Raw genomic sequence first — 20,477 nt, forward strand, 5'->3', positions numbered from 1 at the left:
TATATGAGACGGAATACAAAGAAATAAAATGACTTCCTATAATATATATTATGTAAACTAGAAAAAATAATTAAAGTAAAAGTAAACCCCTTTATCTATGTGCTTCCCTTTTTATAGCTAAATGCGCCATTTGGTAAATAAAAAAAGGAATTGATTTATTTACTTATAAATCAATTCCCAACAACTGCTTCTTTATCCAGATCAACAAACACCGTAAGTTTTCCTGAAGAATCTGTCTCGGTATTATTAAATGTAACAGAATAAACTTGATCTTTGTCATAGTCCTTATCAATTTTTGAATCTTTTGGACTTACAGGAATTAAATCCTGTTCTTCATCTGTAAGTCCATTGAATGCTATCATTTCAATCGACAAATTGTTCTTAGATGGAATCAAATTACAACCCATCAAAACAATAAATAAAAGAATCAACATTGGAGTTAATACTAACTTTTTCAATATTTTCTTCCTCCTTTCCAGAATTGACGGATATACTTGTTGTTTAGTTACTTTATATCTAATAACATTTACAACGTTCGTGTTTTTCCTAAAGTATGTTGTGTTCCGCTGGTGAAGGAATCGCATTTTTGATATATAAATACGAATGTTATTATTATATATTGTAAATTTAATTCGTTATTTTTTTGGAGCTATGTTAAACAATCAAATAAAATCATTCATTTCAAGCAAACTTAACAATATTAATATTAATTAGGGAAACCTGGTTGTAATCACACAGTAATTTAACTATATTCTAAAATCTATTCATAAAAAATCAGTGATTTACTGCTATTTCTTATGACGCTAACATTCCTCGTTTCAGATTAAGATTTAACTACTTGAATTCACGAAAAAGACAAAAAGGAACGGTTATTGCCGCTCCATTCGAACTTTGTACCAATTTTGAAAGCTTACAGAGATTCTTTTTTAGCCAATTTAAGTCCCTTATGTAATTCGTTTTGTAGAAGTAATAACCTATAATACAGTTATTGAATTTGAACATTTCACACCAATATCTAGATTTATGTTTCTGAAAAATTGCTTAGGACCAATTTTTCTCTATGTAATACGGTTACTTCGAGAGTAATCGTAGCCAATGCTCATTTTCATTTGGATAATGAATGTGATATTTCTTGCAACGCAAAGGCGTTTATTTGAACTTCTTGGTTGTGATGGTTTTTGATTTATTTTCAACGATAAGAACACATCCTTTCGCTTTGTTGGTATAACTTATTCTTCATCCTTTTGGCAGCTAGATCTATAAGGAAAGCTGCCCTTTAGTTTGAATGTAATACTTTATCATTAGGTCGTGTAGAAGAAATCCCTTCAATAATTAGCCTTTTCCTTGATCAGTATAATTACAATGAACCAATTTTTGTCGTCGCAATTGCACCTATTTCATTGGCAAAACGAACATACTCCTTTAATTGGCTATCGTCCACTGGCACTCCCTCTTTGTGAAAATGAGATAAAATAGCTGCAAAAAAAGCGTCTCCCGCACCAGTTGTATCTACAGCCTTAACTTTGATTCCTGGAACATCCATTATGTTTCCATCATGTAAAACACATGCTCCCGCTTCCCCCATTGTAATGAACAGAAACGGAATGTTCAGGCTAGACATTTTAACTAGACCTTCCTCCATTGTTCTTGCTTCTGTCAGGAACAGCAATTCATCCTCCGTCACCTTCACAAGATCAGCTCGTTTCATAAAAGAAGAGACCCGCTCTCTGCATTCTTCTTCACTTTCCCAACGCTTTAAGCGAATGTTCGCATCAAACGCCACCAGCATGTGATATTCTTCTGCATATGCTAACGCCTGTTCTGTCGTTTTTCGTGCTTTATCATTGAAAAGTGTCCCAGAGCTAAAATAAAAGATTTTCCCAGCATGAAAAAGTTCTTGCTCTAATTCATCAACGGTTAACCATTCATCCGGAGTCTCGTTCACATATTTATGAAAATATCTGTCACCATCCTCGTTAAGATGTATATACACACTACATATCTTTTTCTCAAAGGAAGAAACACAATAGTCAATATTGATGTTTTCCTTTTTCAGTGCCTTTGCGACAAACAAGCTGTTGGCATCTGTTCCTAATTTACATAAATAATAAGAAGGAATGCCAAGTCTACTTGCCCTCACTGCAACATTCACTGTTGCCCCTCCTACAAACTGTTGATACCTTGTATTTGTCTGATCAGCGGAAATAAGATCAACAAATGCCTCACCTAAAGAAATGATTCCTTCTTTGCTCAAACTACTAGTCCCACCTTTTAAACATTCTATAAATTCGATGATTATCATTCTACCAGCATTTTTAAAATTATTCATTATAATTCTGTATCAATATCGGCACGCCTATTGTAAGCGAATTTTACTGACCTATAAAACGAGTGTCTATGAAAGGGTCATAGGCATTCTTCAGAGTTATAAATGCAACCCCACTATAGTAGCGCTCAAGTAGCATAAAATAAAAAAAGCTATTCACACGTATCAGGTGAGTAGCTAAATTCTTTTTCTAAAACATTCATTGATCATAGATGTCTAGATGATTTTTCAATCGCAGGAATATATGCCGGTGCCCAATCCAATGATTTCAACTCATCTGGTGACAACCATTTAATTGATGTATGCTCAGTTCAGCTACTTCTATCTTCCCGACTGGAAACTCCCATTTTAGCGATAATGATTTAGTTAGCTTTTCTTTATTAATTTGGCTCTACATGGACATAAACATCGTATACTCCATAATCTTTTAATAACTAACGTAGAATTAACAAGGATCACAAATCAATAATCACAAGGAATTTGATCCTTGCTAATACTTCCACTTTCCTTCACTAACATTTCCTCGTTTCGGTTAAAGTAAAACTTTGACGGGGTATATTTATCTTCTAGTTGAATGAAAGAAGAATAATCCTTTATTTGTAATTGCGACATTTTAACGCCCTTAACTACACTTAATGAAGATATCACCTTCTGCATCTCTTCAGTGAATGCTATTGTTTTATCGCGAGGCTCACTAAACCCCCTTGAATCATCTTTGTTTAATCGGATTAAGGTCGCCTTCTCATTATTGATAGGTCATTCTTTCAAATGGATATCTAATAATGCCAGGAGTATTAAATTCTACACCTAATTCCATATATACAATCTTCTTTCCCTCTGAATCCTGAAGGAAAATTCAGGATTTTCCATGCTAGCTAGCTAACTACATGGGTAAAAAGCATTCTCCAGCGGTTCCATTTCGCCAACGTTAAACCAAATAATAAACCCTAATAAAATTGAATGAATCGGTTATAGACAGCTCGCGCTTTTTTTGCTTCATTCGTACTATGAATAATCGCACGGCCATCCTTAAAGAAAACGATTCGATAATCCTCAAATTTACAGGATAGCAAATAACGATTTAATACAGGATTAGTAACATGATTCCCCAATCTCTCTAACAAGTGAGGAAGGGAATAAGTTTTCTGCTTCAGCCCTGGTCGAAGCTGGACGGCATCTCTTCCACATAATACATCTGTTTTTATTTGGTTTTCAAACAGTAAAAACGGATAGGATGGATGTTCTCCACATGTTGGACAAAGTTTATTTTTTAACTGAGTCACATTGATCTCCGCTTTTTCATTTTTCCAAATATCCATTGATTGAAGCATCGGAGAAAGTGTTTCTCCTGAAAGAATCTGTAAAACTTGTGTAACTTGTAATGCCGCAGTAATTTGAACGATCGGACTTATCACGCCAACGGTATCACATGTCATCCCATCCATTGGCAAATGATTTAACAAACAGTGTAAACAAGGTGTTTCTCCCGGAATAATCGGATATGTAAGTCCATAACTTCCAACACATGCTCCAAATAGAAATGGAATCCCATGTTTCACAGCTGCATCATTCACAATTAAACTAGTTTCAAAATTATCAGTAGCGTCCACAATCACTGAATGATCTTTTATCAATTCTTCAATATTCAGTCCGTTAACATCCTCTATGAAACTATTAATAATAATTTCGCTGTTGATTTGTTCAAGTCTTGTTTTGGCAGCAATGGCTTTTGGTAATTGATTTCTTACGTCTTCTTCCGTATATAATTGCTGCCTTTGTAGATTACTCAGCTCGACATAATCTCGATCGACTATCGTCAGACGCCCGATCCCAGCTCTTACTAACATTTCAGCACTTGCAGATCCAAGAGCTCCAGCACCAATGATGATTACACTCGCCTCTGTTATTTTGGCATGTGCCTTACTTCCTAAAAATAACTCCTGTCTTGAATACCGATTCGTCAAGATGTCACCATCCCAGTTGTTGGACTGCTCGCTACCGCATACTCTTTTTCTTCTATTCTTCCAGCTTCGAATCCTAATCTCCCTGCTCCTACTGCCAGCTTCATTGCCTGAGCCATTTTAACAGGATCTTTCGCACCTGAAACAGCTGTATTTAGTAACACTCCGTCCGCACCAAGCTCCATCGCAAATGCTACATCTTTAGGAGAACCAATACCCGCATCAATGATCACCGGAACCTGCGACTGTTCAATAATAAACTTTAAGTTAAGTGGGTTGATAATTCCCTTACCAGAACCAATCGGTGATGCACCTGGCATAACAGCGTGTACCCCAAGTTCTTCAAGACGTCTTGCTAACACAACATCATCGGATGTATAGGGCAAAACAATAAATCCTTCTTCCAATAACATTTCAGAGGCTTTTAATGTTTCAACAGGATCTGGTAAAAGTGTTCGATCATCTCCAATTACCTCTACTTTAATCATGTCACATAATCCAGAAGCTTTTGCCAGTTTCGCAATCCGCACCGCCTCTTCAGCTGTTTTTGCACCAGCCGTATTAGGAAGAAGCGTATATTTAGACAAATCTAGTTGTTCAAGAAAATTGGGCTGCTCATCTGAAAAAATATTCATTCTTCTAACAGCAAAGGTTAAAATTTCTGCTTCCGATACTTCTACCGCCTTTTTTTGCATATCAAATGATGGATATTTACCAGTTCCTAATAAAAGTCTTGATTGAAACGTACGATCGGCAATTTTTAACATGTTTCATCCTCCTCCTACAAAATGAATAATTTCAACGACATTCCCATGTGAGAGACTCATTGTTTTATAGTTTTCTTTCATGACAATTTCCTTGTTGACCTCAACTACGACAATACGGTTTTCTAAATGATAGTGGGAAAGTAATTGTTCAACCGTATTGACTCCCTCTTGAAGATCAATATTTTTTCCATTTAATGTAATGGGCATTTTTTCACCTCCTTAACAGCAATGGCTGGCGGCGGTCGATTTTAAAGGCCTCCACCCATTCGTTTTTTATTTGTCTTTTAAGTATCAAATCACGAATCATTTGCCCCGTTGCAGGAGCAAGTAGGATTCCATTTCGATAATGCCCTGTAGCAAATAAAATCCCTTCTTCTTCAGGATGGTGCCCGATGAATGGTTTTTGATCAAATGTTTGCGGACGTAATCCAGCCCAAAAAGAATCCATTTTCATATCTGCAACAGTCGGAAGCATCGTTTTTGCCTTCGCAATTAAAGTGTCAATCCCACTGAGACTAACTTTTTCATTCCAATCATTTTCAATCATGGTAGCTCCAATCACAAGTCTTCCGTTATTTCTCGGCACAATATAATAGTGATCATGAAAGATTGTATATTTTAAAGTCGCTTTTTCATCTATTACAGAAAGACATTCCCCTTTTACAGGAGTCAATTGATGGTCTAACCCAAGCTGTTTAAAAAATGTTGTACTCCAAACCCCGCTGGCAACCACAACATGCTTAGCCTCCACATGACTTGTTGCTGTTTGAATCAAGAAGCTATTATCTTTCTTTTGAATATCTAGTACAGGGGAAAATTCGAATAGAGAAGCCCCAAGTATTTGGGCACTTTTGGCAAATGCCTGACAAACAGCAATTGGCATAACATTGACATCGTCTTCCATGTAGGCTGCTCCTAATAGATTGGAAGAAACATCAGGTTCCCTCTCCTGTACAGCCTCTTTATCGAGCCATTTTACAGTCGGTTGAGATAAGATGGACCGAAGCCCATTTCTATCAGATTCATTGTAAGCAAGCTTTAAAATCCCTCCTTTTCTGTACCCTATATCGAAACCGCTCAAATGATTTAATTCTTCTTTAAGTTGGGAATAGGCATGCTGACTGCTTCTTGCAAAAGGGAAAAATACTTCAAAATCTCCGTCACATTCAGAGTGAGCTCCAAGCATACCACCCGCAGCACTTGTCGATTTCGAACCTATTTGATTGCCTTCAAACAATGCCACATTCATCTTTTCCTTTGCTAAATAATAAGCAATTGAACAACCAATTATTCCGCCGCCAATTATGGCTACTTCAAATTTTTGATTCATGATTTATCGCCTCATAATACTGTTTTGTTGAAGAGAATGTTTTTTCTGCGGAAAAAATCCCTGACATCACCGCTATGCCATCTACTTTCACTTGTTGCAAAGTATCTATTTTATTCAATGTAATACCACCAATAGCATAAACAGGGATCCTTAGCTCCTCTTTCATTTCGAGAATAGGCTGAATGCCATTTGGAGTCTTTCCTTTTTTACTGTTGGTCTCAAAACAATGACCATATAAAACATAGTCCGCGCCATCTCTTTCCGCTTTCTTTGCTCCCTCATAAGAATGAACAGAGCGTCCAACCCTTATATGAGGAAAATTTTGTTTAACCATTTTTACAGGAAGACCTTTTTCTGGTAAATGAACACTTGGGATACCCATTAACAAAGCAATATCCAAACGGTCATTTAGGATGATTTTATCTTTTTCAACACCACCATCCTCCATATACTGGAGCAAGGTAATGATTTCTTGAGCTGTTTTTGTTTTTTCCCGTATTTGGACAATATCGATCTTATCCTTTATCCTAATGATCTTAGATGCCAGATCACGAACTGATTGCATATCATCTGTTACAGCCATTAGCTTCACCTTTATCTCTCCTTAAATCCAATTAAAAAGCAGTTAGAACACCTTCTTCTAAAATCATATAGTATCAATCCTATTCAGCATTTTTTGTCCATAAAAAAACCACTCTCCTAAATAGAAAAGTGGTTTGGTTTGAAATTTGTTCACATGCAAACAAGTACAAACATTCGCTACTTTCCTACGCAGGTTCTAACCTGTTCAGGTTTTGAGGGTTTAAAAAGTAACTACTTTATTCTCAGCCCTTATCAAGGGATCCCCTAGCAATTTAATAATTTTATTTATTTGATTATTCTGATTCTAGTTGTAATTCTAATACAATAATTAGAATGTTTCAAGTGAATTCCATTCTATTTTAATCCAGTTTTAAATACTATTTTCTCAGATTATAATCTATCGTTGATAAATCAACTTTAAATTGATATATAGAAAATATTGGGATGTCATTTATAAGCAAATATTTTGCATGTATGATTTATGCAAAAATAATAGGTTATAGTTAGGGAGAATCCAGTGCTATAGGGGCTTTAATGAATAAACGGGGATTAATGATCTTAATATTTGCCAACATAGGTTTAAGTAGTAAATTAATTTCTAATACTGATTATAGTATTTTGTTCCTTATTGCGGTTATTACCACTGCCCTTACTTCCCCATTAGTAAAATGGTCTTTATACCGTAAAACAAAGGTTCAGATATAAAAAGTTAGTAACAAACGGTATTCTTAATCAAGAATCTAGTCCTACACATAAAAAAAGAGCGCAATTTTTATACTGGAATTGCTCCCTATAATGGAATAACCTATTAGTTTCTATGAGGTGTAGGTAACTTAGTAGAAGATCATTGCTTGAACCTTAATCAAATTAAGCACTAGTTAGTTCAACAAATAATGAATGTAGTATAGATGTATGGACACAACTTGGTTAAGTTATTAATATTGAACTAACGAGAGGACGTGTCCGAACTATGAGTCACAAACGCTATAATCAAGAATTTAAACAAACAGTAGTTGAGCTTTATCGCTCAGGTACACCAGTCAGTCAACTATCTAGCGAATATGGTATTTCTGAAGTGACAATTTATAAATGGATTAAGCAACACTCGCCAATTGAAGGTACACAAGAATTAACTGTGACAGAAGTAGATGCCATCCAAAAGGAAAATCTCCGATTAAAACAGGAGCTTGAAATCCTAAAAAAGGCTATGACCATATTCGCGAGAAAATAGATAGCGAAGAATTGATCGACTATATTACAAGTGAAAGCGAACATCATCCAGTACAGCTGATGTGTCGTGTTTTAAATATAAATGGATTAAGCAACACTCGCCAATTGAAGGTACACAAGAATTAACTGTGACAGAAGTAGATGCCATCCAAAAGGAAAATCTCCGATTAAAACAGGAGCTTGAAATCCTAAAAAAGGCTATGACCATATTCGCGAGAAAATAGATAGCGAAGAATTGATCGACTATATTACAAGTGAAAGCGAACATCATCCAGTACAGCTGATGTGTCGTGTTTTAAAGATGCCTAAAAGTACGTATTATCAATCTTGTCATAAGCAACCGAATAGCTATCATGTCGCCAATGAACAGCTACTTGAACGAATTCGTGTCATTCACCATGAAAGTAAGGGGCGATATGGTGCACCCAAGATCTTTGAGACACTCAAGCAAGAAGACTACACGGGCACGATTAATCGAATTCAACGCATCATGAAAAGAGCAGGCATTCAATCAAACACTACAAAAAAATACCGTCCTACACCGACACAGAAACCAGTAGAAGAACGAGAAAACGTACTGGAACAAGATTTTACAACAACGAATATTAATGAAAAATGGGTGGCCGATATTACGTACATTCATACAATTCGTCATGGTTGGTGCTATCTAGCATCTGTACTAGATTTACATACGAAAAAAGTGGTAGGTCATAAATTCTCTCGTAAAATGACAACAGAAATTGTACTGGAAGCTTTAGAGAATGCCGTACAAGATCAAAGCCCTGGGCCAGGACTCATTGTACACACGGATTTAGGTACCCAATATACAAGTGAAGCGTTCCAAGAACGCCTAAAGAAATACAAAATGATACCGTCATTTAGTCGAAAGGGATGCCCTTACGACAATGCTTGTATTGAATCATTTCACGCAACACTAAAAAAAGAAGAAGTATATCAAACGCATTATGATAGCTTTGAGACTGCGAGAATCGCCCTCTTTACATACATAGAAGGTTGGTATAATCGCAAACGAATTCATGGCAGCATCGGTTATGTAACACCAGATTCATTCGAAAAAATATGTCGAGCAACTGCATAAATAAGGGGATTCAAAAGTATTCCCCTTTCACATTTTTCATGTGCAAAATCTATGATTGGTTGTTGTACAGATCAAAAAACTTAACTTTTTTGTGTCCAAAATCTTGACGTAGATCCATAAATTTAAAATGAAAGTTAGTTTTTAAATTTATTCAGGTCAAATCTTACTATTTCTTCATTTTCGATAGTTACTACTAAAAAAGCAGTAATTGGATATTCAAAATTGTATTTTAATTCAAAACTGACTATAGCTTTAACAAATACTAGGTCATGAAAGTATTACGTCAACAGAAGTCTATACCCATGTAGAATTTGAACAGAAAAAGAAAGCGATTGATTCGTTTAACATTTTTTAAACCTTATTTAAAATTTAAATGAATCCACACAGCCATTAAACAACGACTCTAGGATTCATTCCTTTTCTAAATATTAAACTATGGAATCAATAAAGAAAAGCGAATCAAAGTAACATGATCTAGTTCTGCCCCGTTGTATTTGACATTGTGCTCTAAACAACAAAAAGACCCCCAACCAAAATGGTTGAGAGCAAAATAGAGCGTACTCTTGTCTCTCTTAGCTAAGCAAAATCCCTTTTAACCAGGTACGGGGACGGTATGGACCCACAGGGATTTGAATCAAGCTGGTTTTTCCTTTCGATTCGATTTCATAAAGCTCATCACATTGGTTCGCATCGAATCCTAGCAGTGGATGCCCCCCCATCCCTAAGGCACACGACACCAAGAGCAGTCGTTGTACGAGAATGCCCGCTTCCATCTGTTGAATGCGATATCCTCTATATCCTAATTTCTCTTTGAGGTGATTCTTGTCTCCAACGACATGCATACAGAGCGGAACTTGATACAGATTCACATTGGGCATTGTTAATCCTAATTGTAAAAACTGCCGGTAATCTCCCTGGGTTATTCCCCGAAGTGCATGAGCGTTTTTGTCATAAGAGTAGACACCACTTGGAACTCCCTCCACATTATATAAACTGCCATACAAAGAAACACGAGCTTCATCATTCCCATGTGTGTCGTCAAGGTCATTCGGATACGTGAAGGAACATGTCTCTTTTAACAAAGTGGCTAGTTGTGTTTGACTCACTTTTCCCATCATAAAATCGCTATCAGGAGAATATCGCTTCCTGCAAACCGTTGCGAGATCGTACGAAAAGTATTCCGTATCTGGAAGAAAAATCGACTCCATACCTAAGGAAGGTTTCACATTATTCTTTTTCTTTATCTTTACAAATGACTGCGTTGTTTCAAACATGGATGCTTCGTTAAGTTTTCTCAAACTAGGATAATCAACAATCCTCTTTGAACGGTTATAAGAAACATGCTTCAACAATGGCACTTCCCGGCACAATTCTGTAGCAGAAACAATTTCTTCACTATTATGATTGTTGTCAACACCATGGATAGATGGATTAATAGATAATGGGATAACCGCATATACACTTTCATCCTGTTCAGATAACCCAAGCAAATGATTAATAGCCCGATCAAGAAATTGGTAGCAGACCTCTGGAGAGAAACCTATCTGATTGGCTACTGCTAACGATTGCCCAATTAACACACCTGCATCTAACCCTTGCAGCCTGTAGGAAAAATTATTGTATTTATAGAAATTTTTCCAAAAAATTGTCGAGACAAAAACAGTGCAAAAACAGTCAGAAATATGAGAGTTATTTCCAAGACTTTTTGATAAGTAGACATCGTAATTTCCTTCTCGCACCAAGACGAGGCGGTGATGTGCCACATCGTAATGGTAAATTCCTGTTGGAGCGTCATCCAGCTTTATATACACATATAATTCATTGGGATATAACGCCCCTCCAGAGGGAACAAATCTCCGTACTGACTGGGCAAAGCTCACAGCTTTTTCCTTGCTTCCCTCGTTTAAAGCGAGTTGAGAGTATTGAGTAAGACCGTATACATACCATAAGAAATGACCAAGCTCCACCAGACTGGGTTTTAGATCAGCTTCTCTTTTCTGGAGTGCTAACGGTACATCTGCAGTAAGAGGAAACTCTGGTAAGCCTTGGTACAGTTTATAGGGAAGTGGTGCGTCTTCCCAGTCCACCTGCCAATCGGGTGGACTGATTTTATCCGTGTCAAAATGTAAATGGTGTATAAATGTTTCTAGCTCCAAATCTTTTGTCCTCCTACGCCTCAATTATGGGAACGGATGGGGATATGGATTTAACTGTTCAAACGATAACGGCATCTTCCTAAATCCTAGTTGCATCGGTACCCTGAGTACCCTCTCCAGCCCTTTCACACGGGTAAGGTGATGCCCAAATGTCATCGGTAACATTCCAGGAATCAATACCTTTACACAGAATAATCCGTTTCGTTTGGTTATAGGTGTTGTTTGGTCAACCACAATGACTTCGAGGTTTAATCGACGGAATCTATTAAGAATATCCTGAAGATCATCTTTCAAATCAGTATTTGCCGGCGACTGTTTGAATTCTTCAGCAAACGTACGCAATGGACGATGTTCATCTAATAAAAAATTCAGTCGTTCCTCTGCTTCTCGCAGACCATACATCATGCCATGGTCCTCCATGGTACGTACTGCGAATGGATCTTGTAGCATCCTTTCATATTTCTGCCGGTTTTCCTCCAATTTTTCATCATCCCTAAACATCATTCCTGCCAGCTCATAAATCGCACTTTTTACAGCCCGCACTGGATCAGGGTTAGCGCCAGCGGCACAAATAAGGTTTACACCTTTGGATTTTTTATTTTTTGCCACTGCCCAAACGCTTGGAATCTCATGTTCCATCGTAGAATTGTAAAAATGAAGGTCATATCCCGCTACCTCACGTATACGGTCGACCATCAGCTGTAATTCTTTATCGTTAGCAGAACTCAGATCAAGACGCGGAAGCGGGAGCCGGGCATACCAGGTTAATAAGAAAGAATCTCGCTCGACGACCTCCATAATAGCATGGAAAATGGCTTCCTCTAAACTCCCCCCTAATGCACATCCATTGGAGGTTTCATAAACAAAGCCCTCTCCATAGCCCAAACTGTAATAGGCGAGTAATTCAGGAACCAGAATAGGACGTTCTTGTAAGAACGAATAGCCCCAAACCCAATTCATTGGGTCATCAGGATTAAACGGTTTAAACGGAAAATGAGGCTTTTCATATTGATCCTTTTCATGTAAACCTACTGTTGCAGGATTTAGTGCTTGATTTTCTAAATGATGATAACTATCCCGAACCACCTTTCTTTTGCCTCGAGGCTCAATTCCGCAATATCGCTCCAAACCTTCTAAAATAGCAGTTAACTCACTCATTTCATAAGAATTAGACCTTCCTGCTACTCCCTCATCCGCTCCAAACAGTGGCATGTTCACTAAAACATCAGCAAAGGGCAGCGTGAAATCTTGGATTTTTCCATTCATGATCCCAGTACGATAATCAAGATAATCTTTGACAAGCACTGTTTTCAATTCATCCATTGAACGGCAGCGATAACCATCACCATTCAATTTAGGACTAGATTCTAACTTAATTTGAGCTAGTTCCGGTGTGTCATCAGGTATTGAACTGCACAACGGGCACAATGGATCAGGCAAAAAAAGGTGACTTGAGTTCTTTAACGTCTTCAGGTTAATAATGAACACTCTTTCTTCTAAGGTGTTGGGTTCTCCTTGAAGAAACTGTTGTACTTCTTTACATATCAAAGTTGCCATATGCGATAGTCCCGTTCGTGATGCCCATGCATCTCGCAGTATACCTTCTCCTGATGCCAAACTCATTTGAAAATCCCACATTTCTTGGCGGTCAGGACTAGCCAAAATGCGCCGTATGTCAGCACAGCGAGAACATCCCATCGTATCAGGATGTACGAATGGGCCAATGATTCCTTCGCCAAATGAAACAAAACCTCGAAGCCACGAGATACCTGTATCCCTTAACCTTTCTTCCGCTTTTTGATGAACCGATGGATGCCATGCATCGTGCAGCACCAGAGCTAATTCTATTTCTTTGGGAACCTCTTCTAATATGCTTTGACGCGTTACGGGATAGTTGCCGGACAATTGATCATAGACAAAATCCGCCAATAAACCATGTCCGTCAATTAGAATATGGGCAGTCATTAGGATTCCTCCTCTCGTACCTGCACACCAAACACCCCTGCCAGTTCCTTTTTTAAAAAAGGTTCAAATACAAGATCATAGACAAAGAGCCTTTTGCTGTTTCCGTTCAGGATTTGAACAGAGGATTGTAATAGTTCCAATTGTGTTATTTCTTCACAAGAAGGGATTTCGAGTTTACCTTCCTTTTCTTTTGGAAAAACAGCTGACTCCGCTTCCCTACCTGTTGAATTCACCTCGTTTTGAGTATCCATAAGCGCTTGTTGCAATGCACTCCGTAAGGCCAACGTTGTATTTAAACCAGCGCTAGTGTATCGACGGCTCTTAGACCTTACCCATATCACAGGGAAGCCTAGCATTTCATTTTCCAAACCGATTGTTGGTGCGCCATTTAAGGTAGTCAGGGCATTTAAATAAAACCTGCAGCGAGGATCTTTTATCTTTTCCAGTTGTACGTGAAAAATCGTATTCCGCTGATTGATCCTTCTGTTTTTCAATTCCTCCTCTAAATAGGCTTGCAGGCCACGACAAACAGCATCTTCAATTGTTTCTCCTGCACCAATGCCGATAAATCCTTCTGCTATGTTCACATCATCTTTATCTTTCTGATCGCCCAATCCCTTGATCATTTGTGAAACATACATTTCAATACCAGTCAGTCCGGCTTCCCTTTTTACCTCCTCATGTGTAAAACCCGAACAGACAACCTCTGTCAGAAGGTCTGCCGGTCCCTCCGACACTGGATTTACTGCCTGAACATAGCACTGCGAAAGAGGAAGCTGTTTCAATTTTCGTTCCTCCCAGGTATGGAAAATCCCTGTTTCTTCCGAAGTTAATCGACTGAAATATTCCAAGATGTTTCCAGACGTTTCCTTTTTACCCCGTTCTTTCTTGAGCAGTATATCAAGATCTTCAACCAATCTAGGCGAAACACGTTTATTCTTAACCAATGGATGTGTGATGAATGAAATCCAGTTTCCTTTCAGCGTTTCAAGATCAAGCAGGTAAATTTGATTACTCTGCTCTGTAATTCCTGTAGCCTTCTTGAAAAATTCGAATACAATGATATTCGCCAAAATCGCCCCCGCTGTTGAAGAGTAGGCTTGATTCTTTCGATCTTCTTGCAATGTAGATTGATGGATGCGGCGCCATGCGGACTCCCAGCATCCATCTGATTCCGGATGCACCAAAGGACCCGCAAGCCCCACTCGGTCTAAACAGGTAGCGGGTAGAAATACCTTTCTCTGTTCTTTGCAAACCATGTTTAGATTCCTAAGTTCTTTTACATTTCCATCCTGAGAGACATATAGAATCCAATCATATGGCTGAACAGCTTCTTGCAAAAAGCCTCTGCCCTCCCTTTTTTCAAATGGTACCTGTTCTACCTCCACCTCTGAATCAGCCTTGTTGGCATTGTGTACCAACTCATTAATCCTCAACAAATTTGTTGATACTGAATCCGTCACCATGAAATGGAATTTGGGCAGTCCCGATTCAATTAATGCAGAGACCAATGAAACCATAAATGGTCCAGATCCGACAGCTAGTACTTTAGACTGACGGTATTCTTGAAAACGATATGCACCTGAATCTACAAAATTCTCGATAAATTCAATTTGCGAAGCATACTTTTCGAGAACTTTTGCTTTTAATCGATGTGGACTATCTTGACTTGTATCACGAACAAAGCCATTCTTGTACAATGTTTCTACAATCTCATATACCCTGCTCTGATACGGGGCTGTTAATCCCTCTGTTAATTCTCCCAATGTATGCTCCCCGTTGAACATCGGTACCAGCTTTTCAATCCACTGATAGATTGTACCGCCTTCCATACGGAATGAGCTTTCGTTATTCCGAAAATACACACCACCTTGTGGATCAGGTAGATAAAATGTATCCCTTTTTACCTTGGGACGTGAGTATGAGTTCAGTTTCTTCATTCAGCTCCTCCTTAATCTCTAATCGCTCCTGATTATGCACTACCATTTTATGTTCTTTTATTTGTCCATTATGATTAACAAAAAAAAGAAGTGCTCCTGCGGCTTGCAGAGGCACTTCCCCTTCATAAAATAACCCAAATTTTTTTGAAGAACTACCACCAATCTCCCAACAGCTAAATAAAGAACCCACCAAAACAGCCGAGACCAAAACAACCGCCACAACGAAAACCGAAACCGCCACAACCGCCGCAACGAAACCCGCCACAACCGCCACAACGACCGCAACCGCCACAACCGCCACAACGGCGCATATCGCTAAACTGGAACGGATCTTGGCGATAATCTACAGGCATTACCTCACCAACTTGATAATTACCCATTTCCAACATTTGTAGATCATTATGAAAATTATACATTTTATTCTCTCCTTTATATTTAATAATCAGGATAAGTACCTGAAAAGAAAGCTGAATGAAGATAATTTGTGTTTTTTATAGATGAAACCATCAGATACTACGTGTGCTCTCTTCAACAAATTATGATTTTTTTAGGTTGTTGTTACTGAATTAAGCGCCTATTTCTCGTTGAAAGTAACTTAGTAGGTTGCGTCCTTTAATTTATATTTGTAACAGATACGATAAATGAGCAATCTACACAAAATCTCAAAGGTACATTGAGTTGTACTATGTAGTCAGATGTGGTCATAGTATTTTTCAGGCAATAAACAAACTCCCAGCCAGAATGGTTGAGAGCCTTGAAAGGTAGATATTAACGTGTTAAGAACTAAGGAGCACGACGTACACCTATAAGTCTGTATTTTTTTACGTTCTTTTATAAACGTTGTTTTATCTTATTTCATATTTAACGTTTACATAGAAGCCGCTGAAAAAATTCAATATCAAATACAACAACGACGATATACTACTAGATGTAGCGTATCGTCGTTGTTAGCTTATCTATATTTTGTGTTTCGAAAGTAACATTTAGACTTCTTCAGTGCTCTCACCTTTATGTAGCAAGGCTCTTTTAAAGGGCTTTAATTTTTCATTTTGGTATACCCACTGTTGAAGAGGCCGTTGGCAATGCTTCATCATCCATCCTAAGATTTTTCCGATGAAATATGCGGAAACTAGTGTTCCAATTCCGATTGAGCCAAATGATTCAATGAAAATTAAACAAACTACCCCAGACACACAAACATTAATTAAATCACTTGTAATTTTCGCTTTACTAAATTTTAGCTTAAATCGTTCGCTAACTACATACGTTAATGCATCGTAAGGCATTAATGGAAGTTTTGCTGTAAAATAACCGAGTAAACCAACTGATACAACGAATAAACTAATAATTACATATACACACCGAACAATGATTGTTTCAGGTGTTGGGAGAAGTTGTACAATGAATAGTGTAGCATTCATAAAGAATCCAAATAAAGATGCGATAATTAATTGAAGCACAAATTTTCTTAAGTCGATGTGTTTATTTAAAATCACTTGAACAATAATAAATAAAACATTTGCAAGCACCGTTGTAATACCGATTGATAAGCCTGCCGCTAATGAAAATGCATACGCTAGTGAAGACACGGGCGATACGCCAAGTCCTGCTTGAATCGAAAAGCTAACGCCAAGTGACAAAAAAAATAAGCCGAGCACGTACAAGATGAGTCGTTTCATTGTTGTATTTATATGATTCATACTATCCTTCGCTTTCTTTTAATGATTTTACTATTTTATAATAACATCGAATTCAAGATATGAAAAATATATATATGATAAACTAATCATATGAAAAAACATATAATGGAGATGTGAAATGGATATTAGACAATTATATTACTTCAAAGAAATTGTAAAACAGGGCAGCATTTCAAAAGCGGCAGAAGTGCTTCATATCGCACAACCACCGCTTAGTCAATTGTTGAAAAAGCTTGAGTTGGAGCTTGGTACGACTTTAATTCATCGTTATCGTCAAAAATGGGAGCTGACAGAAACGGGTGAACTGTTGTATCAATATGCCGCGCAACTGTTAATGAAAATGCAAGATGTGAAGCAGCAAATTCAAGAAATTGAACAAGGTACCGCGGGAACGGTGCGCATTGGTGTATCGTCTGCATGTTCGAATATGCTAATTGACTATGTCAGTATGTATAGAGCGCAATTCCCAAATGTCAAAATCAATATTATCAACGGCAACTCGGATGAATTATTAAAACGACTCGAACAAAGAGAAATTGATGTTGCATTGCTTTTACGTACGAACAATAGTGAACAATATAATATGAAGATCTTAAAAAAACAACCATGTGTCGTCATTATCCCGACTAGCTGGTCTTCCTCTTTTCCATCACAGCACGCGACGTTTGAACAGATCGCCCAGTTCCCATTCATTATGCTAGGAGCGATGGAAGGACACCCCTTCAATAAAGACATCCTCAAAGCGTTTGAGGAACATCACGTGAAGCCAAATATCATTATCGAGTGTAAAGATATAACGATGATTGTAGCACTTGTCACTAGAGAATTAGGCTTATCCGTTATTCCAAGAATGGATTATACATCGCCTTTATTAGAACGTACTACGCTTTTTGAACTGAAAAAATTTGATTTTAGTGTAGAGCCCGTCATCGTAAAAATAAAAGACGAACGAATTTCAAAAGCAGCATCTCAGTTTTGGGAAATTGTTAATTAGATTAAGAAAGGGTTTGAAAACGTTGATATATAAGTAATATAAACGTTTTGATAACTGAGGAGTTCTACGTGCGCCTTTAAGACCGTGTTTTTTACGTTCTTTAATATGTGCATATAAGAAATATGAAATAAAATAATCATTTCAAAAACGAGGTCCTATTTTCACTAAAATCCACCACAACCACAAGCTTACCAGACATACTTTCACTCCTTTTTGTATACCTTTGAGGGGTTTAAATATCTTTATGCCATTCTCGGATGAACATCTTATTTGTATTTTCATATTTTATAAAAATAAGAATTGAAGAAGGTGATTCTAATTGGTAGGTCAATATATTTAGATTTTTTGTCCAAATTTGGTGTTGGAGGGGCACACCCTGGTGGCATTGGTCTAACCAAGGAAATACTTAAGACTGAAGAAATTAACAAAACTTCTCGTATTTTAGATGTAGGGTGTGGTACTGGCCAAACAGCTGCCTATCTAGCTGAACAATACGGAGCAAAAGTAACGGGGATGGATATTAACCCTATAATGGTGGAAAAAGCAAAAAACAGAATGAGGAAATACCAATTACCGGTGGAAATTGTTCAAGGCTCAATAGAGAAATTTCCAGTAAAGGATGGGAAGTTTGATTTTATTATTTCCGAATCTGTTCTCTCTTTTGTAAATAAGCCAACAGCTCTTAAAGAAATATTTCGATTATTAAAAAGCGGTGGTCGTTTTATTGCAAATGAACTTACCACTAATAAACGGCTTTCCCCAACTATTGAGGAAGAAGTTAAACAATTTTATGGATTAGATTCCGTCCTTATGGAAAAGGATTGGATCACTTTACTTGAACAGACTGATTTTAAAAATATAAACATTCGTATGCAAAAACAATCTATGCTCCAATACAATACAAATCCAGAATTCCAGTACTCAGAGTATATTGAACCTGAACTTTACGCGGTAATGTATGAACATTTTAATATAATAGTAAAGTATGAGGATGTTTTGGGCTATAGAATATTTTCATGTACTAAATAGTTTTTTTAGAGATTTAAACAGAAACTGCTAAATCTTTTATTCATTTTAATATCACTTTATAACCTTCATAAAACCGGAATTGCTGCTGATTAACATATATAATATCGCATCCAGGATGTTCAAGTTCTTCTATATTTTATTGTTCTATTCCGTCAGAATTCAAATCAAGGTATAATAAATAAGTTGGGCTACTCATTTCTAAATAGGCTATCTTTTAGAAGCGTTAATTTGTTTTTTATCAACTAAACTATTCTCGTATTGACCTTTTAAGAAAGGTAGAATTATTCTTAAATCATGCTTCTTTTTGAAAGCTTCAAATATAGTATAAAAAAGAGTACGATAATGGCTAACTTCTAAGTGTTCAGATAATGTGGAGAAAACACAAAAAAATTTACTAAATCGCAACATAATTTGAACAGCAATTAAAAATATATATGAATTCACTAGCGTTGCATTAATTTTTCTCTAACCGGACCTTAAATTCTTCCTTTTTACATGATCACCTTGAAAAGAGGGGCGGTCTTCGTGCGATTGCAAATGATGCCTGCAGGAGGAATTCCTTAAACCAGAGAAAAATAAAGGGCCAATAAAACGCAAAAAACGTACGCTAAGCAAATTACAAATTACAACATGAATAAAGCCGATTTTTCTTACGCTAAGGAATCATCGGCTTAATTTTTAAATTGGATTAAATTAACATGATTAGAACAAGCTTGTTCCATCTACTCTTTGCTGAAAGGACACTTCATCCGTTTGAGCTAGATTATCTAATAGTATTGTGTCTTTTTTAGGCCTCCAATGAAACTCAAAAGGTTCATTTTTATTTTTTGGAATAATAATTAAATAGAAAGATATGTGCTCGATACTAAACGGAACGGTGTAAAATATTATACCTTTTCGTGCGTGCAAAGACGCAATTCTTAGCCAATTTTTTAGATGTGGTAGAGTATTTTTTCGATAATTTGTTGCGGACTACCAATCATTAAAGTAACACGATAATTTGTAGACTGTGCAAATTGTTGTTTGGGATAACCACCTTTACGTAATGCCTGCATACCAGAATTAGCATGTGGATAAGTAAGCGGTGTCAATGGCGTGGCTAATGCTTGTACTACGATGGATGAGCTCCAGCAAATTACTAAACCGCTTGAAAGATTCCTGCCGCATCTGGATTTAATGTTGTCTGTTACAAATGATTATGATGATATCATGAATATGAAAGCAACGCTATTGGACTTGTTTGTGAATGGTTTAAACCATAAATCAATATACTTATTAGTGATTGCGCTCTCAAAAAATGAAACACTATCCCAGTTGCAAAATTTCATTTTCCCTATTGAATACTGGGTATCTGTAATCAAGTCTAAAGAAATGCTTCAGACCGCATAGAACACTTGT

The 20,477-nt window shown here is 37.1% G+C and carries 18 protein-coding genes, 1 pseudogene and 1 riboswitch; of the genes and pseudogenes, 5 read left to right on the top strand and 14 right to left on the bottom strand.

Features of this window, described 5'->3' with window-relative positions; all coding sequences use genetic code 11:
• Positions 1–170: 170 nt before the first annotated feature.
• From AC1MGI_RS15075 to AC1MGI_RS15105, 7 genes are all read right to left on the bottom strand, one after another.
• Complete coding sequence (locus AC1MGI_RS15075) at positions 171–458, bottom strand: hypothetical protein (RefSeq protein ID WP_480345951.1); 288 nt, start codon at positions 456–458, stop codon at positions 171–173.
• 899 nt (positions 459–1,357) lie between these two features.
• Positions 1,358–2,254 (bottom strand): carbohydrate kinase family protein, encoded by an 897-nt coding sequence (locus tag AC1MGI_RS15080; protein ID WP_480345952.1) that lies wholly within the window; start codon positions 2,252–2,254, stop codon positions 1,358–1,360.
• Positions 2,255–3,273: 1,019 nt separating this feature from the next.
• Complete coding sequence (locus tag AC1MGI_RS15085) at positions 3,274–4,290, bottom strand: ThiF family adenylyltransferase (RefSeq protein ID WP_480345953.1); 1,017 nt, start codon at positions 4,288–4,290, stop codon at positions 3,274–3,276.
• Complete coding sequence (locus tag AC1MGI_RS15090; RefSeq protein WP_480345954.1) at positions 4,287–5,054, bottom strand: thiazole synthase; 768 nt, start codon at positions 5,052–5,054, stop codon at positions 4,287–4,289. The genes AC1MGI_RS15085 and AC1MGI_RS15090 overlap by 4 nt, the downstream gene beginning before the upstream one ends.
• 3 nt (positions 5,055–5,057) lie before the next feature.
• Positions 5,058–5,261: a sulfur carrier protein ThiS gene (thiS, locus tag AC1MGI_RS15095; RefSeq protein WP_062179599.1), complete on the bottom strand. Its 204-nt coding sequence runs from the start codon at positions 5,259–5,261 to the stop codon at positions 5,058–5,060.
• A 4-nt stretch (positions 5,262–5,265) separates the two neighbouring features.
• The gene (thiO, locus tag AC1MGI_RS15100; RefSeq protein WP_480345955.1) at positions 5,266–6,384 is read right to left on the bottom strand and encodes a glycine oxidase ThiO; all 1,119 of its coding nucleotides are present in this window, start codon (positions 6,382–6,384) and stop codon (positions 5,266–5,268) included.
• Positions 6,368–6,967 carry a thiamine phosphate synthase gene (locus tag AC1MGI_RS15105; protein WP_480349802.1) on the bottom strand — a complete coding sequence of 200 codons (600 nt, stop codon included), beginning with the start codon at positions 6,965–6,967 and terminating at the stop codon, positions 6,368–6,370. The genes thiO and AC1MGI_RS15105 overlap by 17 nt, the downstream gene beginning before the upstream one ends.
• Before the next feature lie 164 nt (positions 6,968–7,131).
• A riboswitch (TPP riboswitch) is annotated at positions 7,132–7,242 on the bottom strand.
• Between the two features lie 694 nt (positions 7,243–7,936).
• Between AC1MGI_RS15105 and AC1MGI_RS15110 the strand changes: the two genes are divergently transcribed.
• Positions 7,937–8,197 carry a transposase gene (locus tag AC1MGI_RS15110; RefSeq protein ID WP_480345956.1) on the top strand — a complete coding sequence of 87 codons (261 nt, stop codon included), beginning with the start codon at positions 7,937–7,939 and terminating at the stop codon, positions 8,195–8,197.
• A 234-nt stretch (positions 8,198–8,431) separates the two neighbouring features.
• On the top strand, positions 8,432–9,295 hold the full coding sequence (locus tag AC1MGI_RS15115; protein WP_480345957.1) for an IS3 family transposase: 864 nt from the start codon (positions 8,432–8,434) through the stop codon (positions 9,293–9,295).
• A gap of 572 nt (positions 9,296–9,867) precedes the next feature.
• Here AC1MGI_RS15115 and AC1MGI_RS15120 read toward each other — a convergent pair.
• The 6 genes from AC1MGI_RS15120 to AC1MGI_RS15145 form a co-directional block, all read right to left on the bottom strand.
• Entirely contained in the window at positions 9,868–11,451 is a 1,584-nt protein-coding gene (locus AC1MGI_RS15120; protein ID WP_480345958.1) for a SagB family peptide dehydrogenase, read from the bottom strand.
• A gap of 24 nt (positions 11,452–11,475) precedes the next feature.
• The gene (locus AC1MGI_RS15125; protein WP_480345959.1) at positions 11,476–13,416 is read right to left on the bottom strand and encodes a TOMM precursor leader peptide-binding protein; all 1,941 of its coding nucleotides are present in this window, start codon (positions 13,414–13,416) and stop codon (positions 11,476–11,478) included.
• Positions 13,416–15,356 (bottom strand): putative thiazole-containing bacteriocin maturation protein, encoded by a 1,941-nt coding sequence (locus tag AC1MGI_RS15130; protein WP_480345960.1) that lies wholly within the window; start codon positions 15,354–15,356, stop codon positions 13,416–13,418. The genes AC1MGI_RS15125 and AC1MGI_RS15130 overlap by 1 nt, the downstream gene beginning before the upstream one ends.
• Positions 15,295–15,648 carry a hypothetical protein gene (locus AC1MGI_RS15135; protein WP_480349903.1) on the bottom strand — a complete coding sequence of 118 codons (354 nt, stop codon included), beginning with the start codon at positions 15,646–15,648 and terminating at the stop codon, positions 15,295–15,297. Before AC1MGI_RS15135 ends, AC1MGI_RS15130 begins: the two co-directional genes overlap by 62 nt.
• On the bottom strand, positions 15,530–15,772 hold the full coding sequence (locus AC1MGI_RS15140; RefSeq protein WP_480345961.1) for a heterocycloanthracin/sonorensin family bacteriocin: 243 nt from the start codon (positions 15,770–15,772) through the stop codon (positions 15,530–15,532). The genes AC1MGI_RS15135 and AC1MGI_RS15140 overlap by 119 nt, the downstream gene beginning before the upstream one ends.
• Positions 15,773–16,339: 567 nt before the next feature.
• Positions 16,340–17,056, bottom strand: a complete 717-nt coding sequence (locus AC1MGI_RS15145; protein WP_480345962.1) for a YczE/YyaS/YitT family protein — start codon at positions 17,054–17,056, stop codon at positions 16,340–16,342.
• A 118-nt stretch (positions 17,057–17,174) separates the two neighbouring features.
• Between AC1MGI_RS15145 and AC1MGI_RS15150 the strand changes: the two genes are divergently transcribed.
• Both AC1MGI_RS15150 and AC1MGI_RS15155 read left to right on the top strand, forming a co-directional pair.
• Positions 17,175–18,050 (top strand): LysR family transcriptional regulator, encoded by an 876-nt coding sequence (locus AC1MGI_RS15150; RefSeq protein ID WP_480345963.1) that lies wholly within the window; start codon positions 17,175–17,177, stop codon positions 18,048–18,050.
• A gap of 309 nt (positions 18,051–18,359) precedes the next feature.
• Positions 18,360–19,079, top strand: coding sequence for a class I SAM-dependent methyltransferase (locus AC1MGI_RS15155; RefSeq protein WP_480345964.1), 720 nt, complete (start codon positions 18,360–18,362; stop codon positions 19,077–19,079).
• A gap of 941 nt (positions 19,080–20,020) precedes the next feature.
• On the opposite strand, the pseudogene AC1MGI_RS15160 reads toward AC1MGI_RS15155, so the two are convergent.
• A pseudogene (locus AC1MGI_RS15160) lies at positions 20,021–20,155 on the bottom strand (LLM class flavin-dependent oxidoreductase); the annotation flags it as partial.
• Positions 20,156–20,174: 19 nt separating this feature from the next.
• Here AC1MGI_RS15160 and AC1MGI_RS15165 point away from each other — a divergent pair.
• The gene (locus tag AC1MGI_RS15165) at positions 20,175–20,468 is read left to right on the top strand and encodes a hypothetical protein (protein WP_480345965.1); all 294 of its coding nucleotides are present in this window, start codon (positions 20,175–20,177) and stop codon (positions 20,466–20,468) included.
• Positions 20,469–20,477: the final 9 nt, after the last annotated feature.

It is taken from the genome of Peribacillus sp. BM1 (genome assembly GCF_056679975.1).

What these genes read in the sequence shown, in the direction of transcription:
- AC1MGI_RS15140 (WP_480345961.1), bottom strand. Translation starts at nt 15,772, where the DNA reads ATGTATAATTTTCATAATGATCTACAAATGTTGGAAATGGGTAATTAT.
- AC1MGI_RS15110 (WP_480345956.1), top strand. Translation starts at nt 7,937, where the DNA reads ATGAGTCACAAACGCTATAATCAAGAATTTAAACAAACAGTAGTTGAG.
- thiS (WP_062179599.1), bottom strand. Translation starts at nt 5,261, where the DNA reads ATGCCCATTACATTAAATGGAAAAAATATTGATCTTCAAGAGGGAGTC.
- AC1MGI_RS15130 (WP_480345960.1), bottom strand. Translation starts at nt 15,356, where the DNA reads ATGAAGAAACTGAACTCATACTCACGTCCCAAGGTAAAAAGGGATACA.
- AC1MGI_RS15105 (WP_480349802.1), bottom strand. Translation starts at nt 6,967, where the DNA reads ATGGCTGTAACAGATGATATGCAATCAGTTCGTGATCTGGCATCTAAG.
- AC1MGI_RS15150 (WP_480345963.1), top strand. Translation starts at nt 17,175, where the DNA reads ATGGATATTAGACAATTATATTACTTCAAAGAAATTGTAAAACAGGGC.
- AC1MGI_RS15125 (WP_480345959.1), bottom strand. Translation starts at nt 13,416, where the DNA reads ATGACTGCCCATATTCTAATTGACGGACATGGTTTATTGGCGGATTTT.
- AC1MGI_RS15145 (WP_480345962.1), bottom strand. Translation starts at nt 17,056, where the DNA reads ATGAATCATATAAATACAACAATGAAACGACTCATCTTGTACGTGCTC.
- thiO (WP_480345955.1), bottom strand. Translation starts at nt 6,384, where the DNA reads ATGAATCAAAAATTTGAAGTAGCCATAATTGGCGGCGGAATAATTGGT.
- AC1MGI_RS15090 (WP_480345954.1), bottom strand. Translation starts at nt 5,054, where the DNA reads ATGTTAAAAATTGCCGATCGTACGTTTCAATCAAGACTTTTATTAGGA.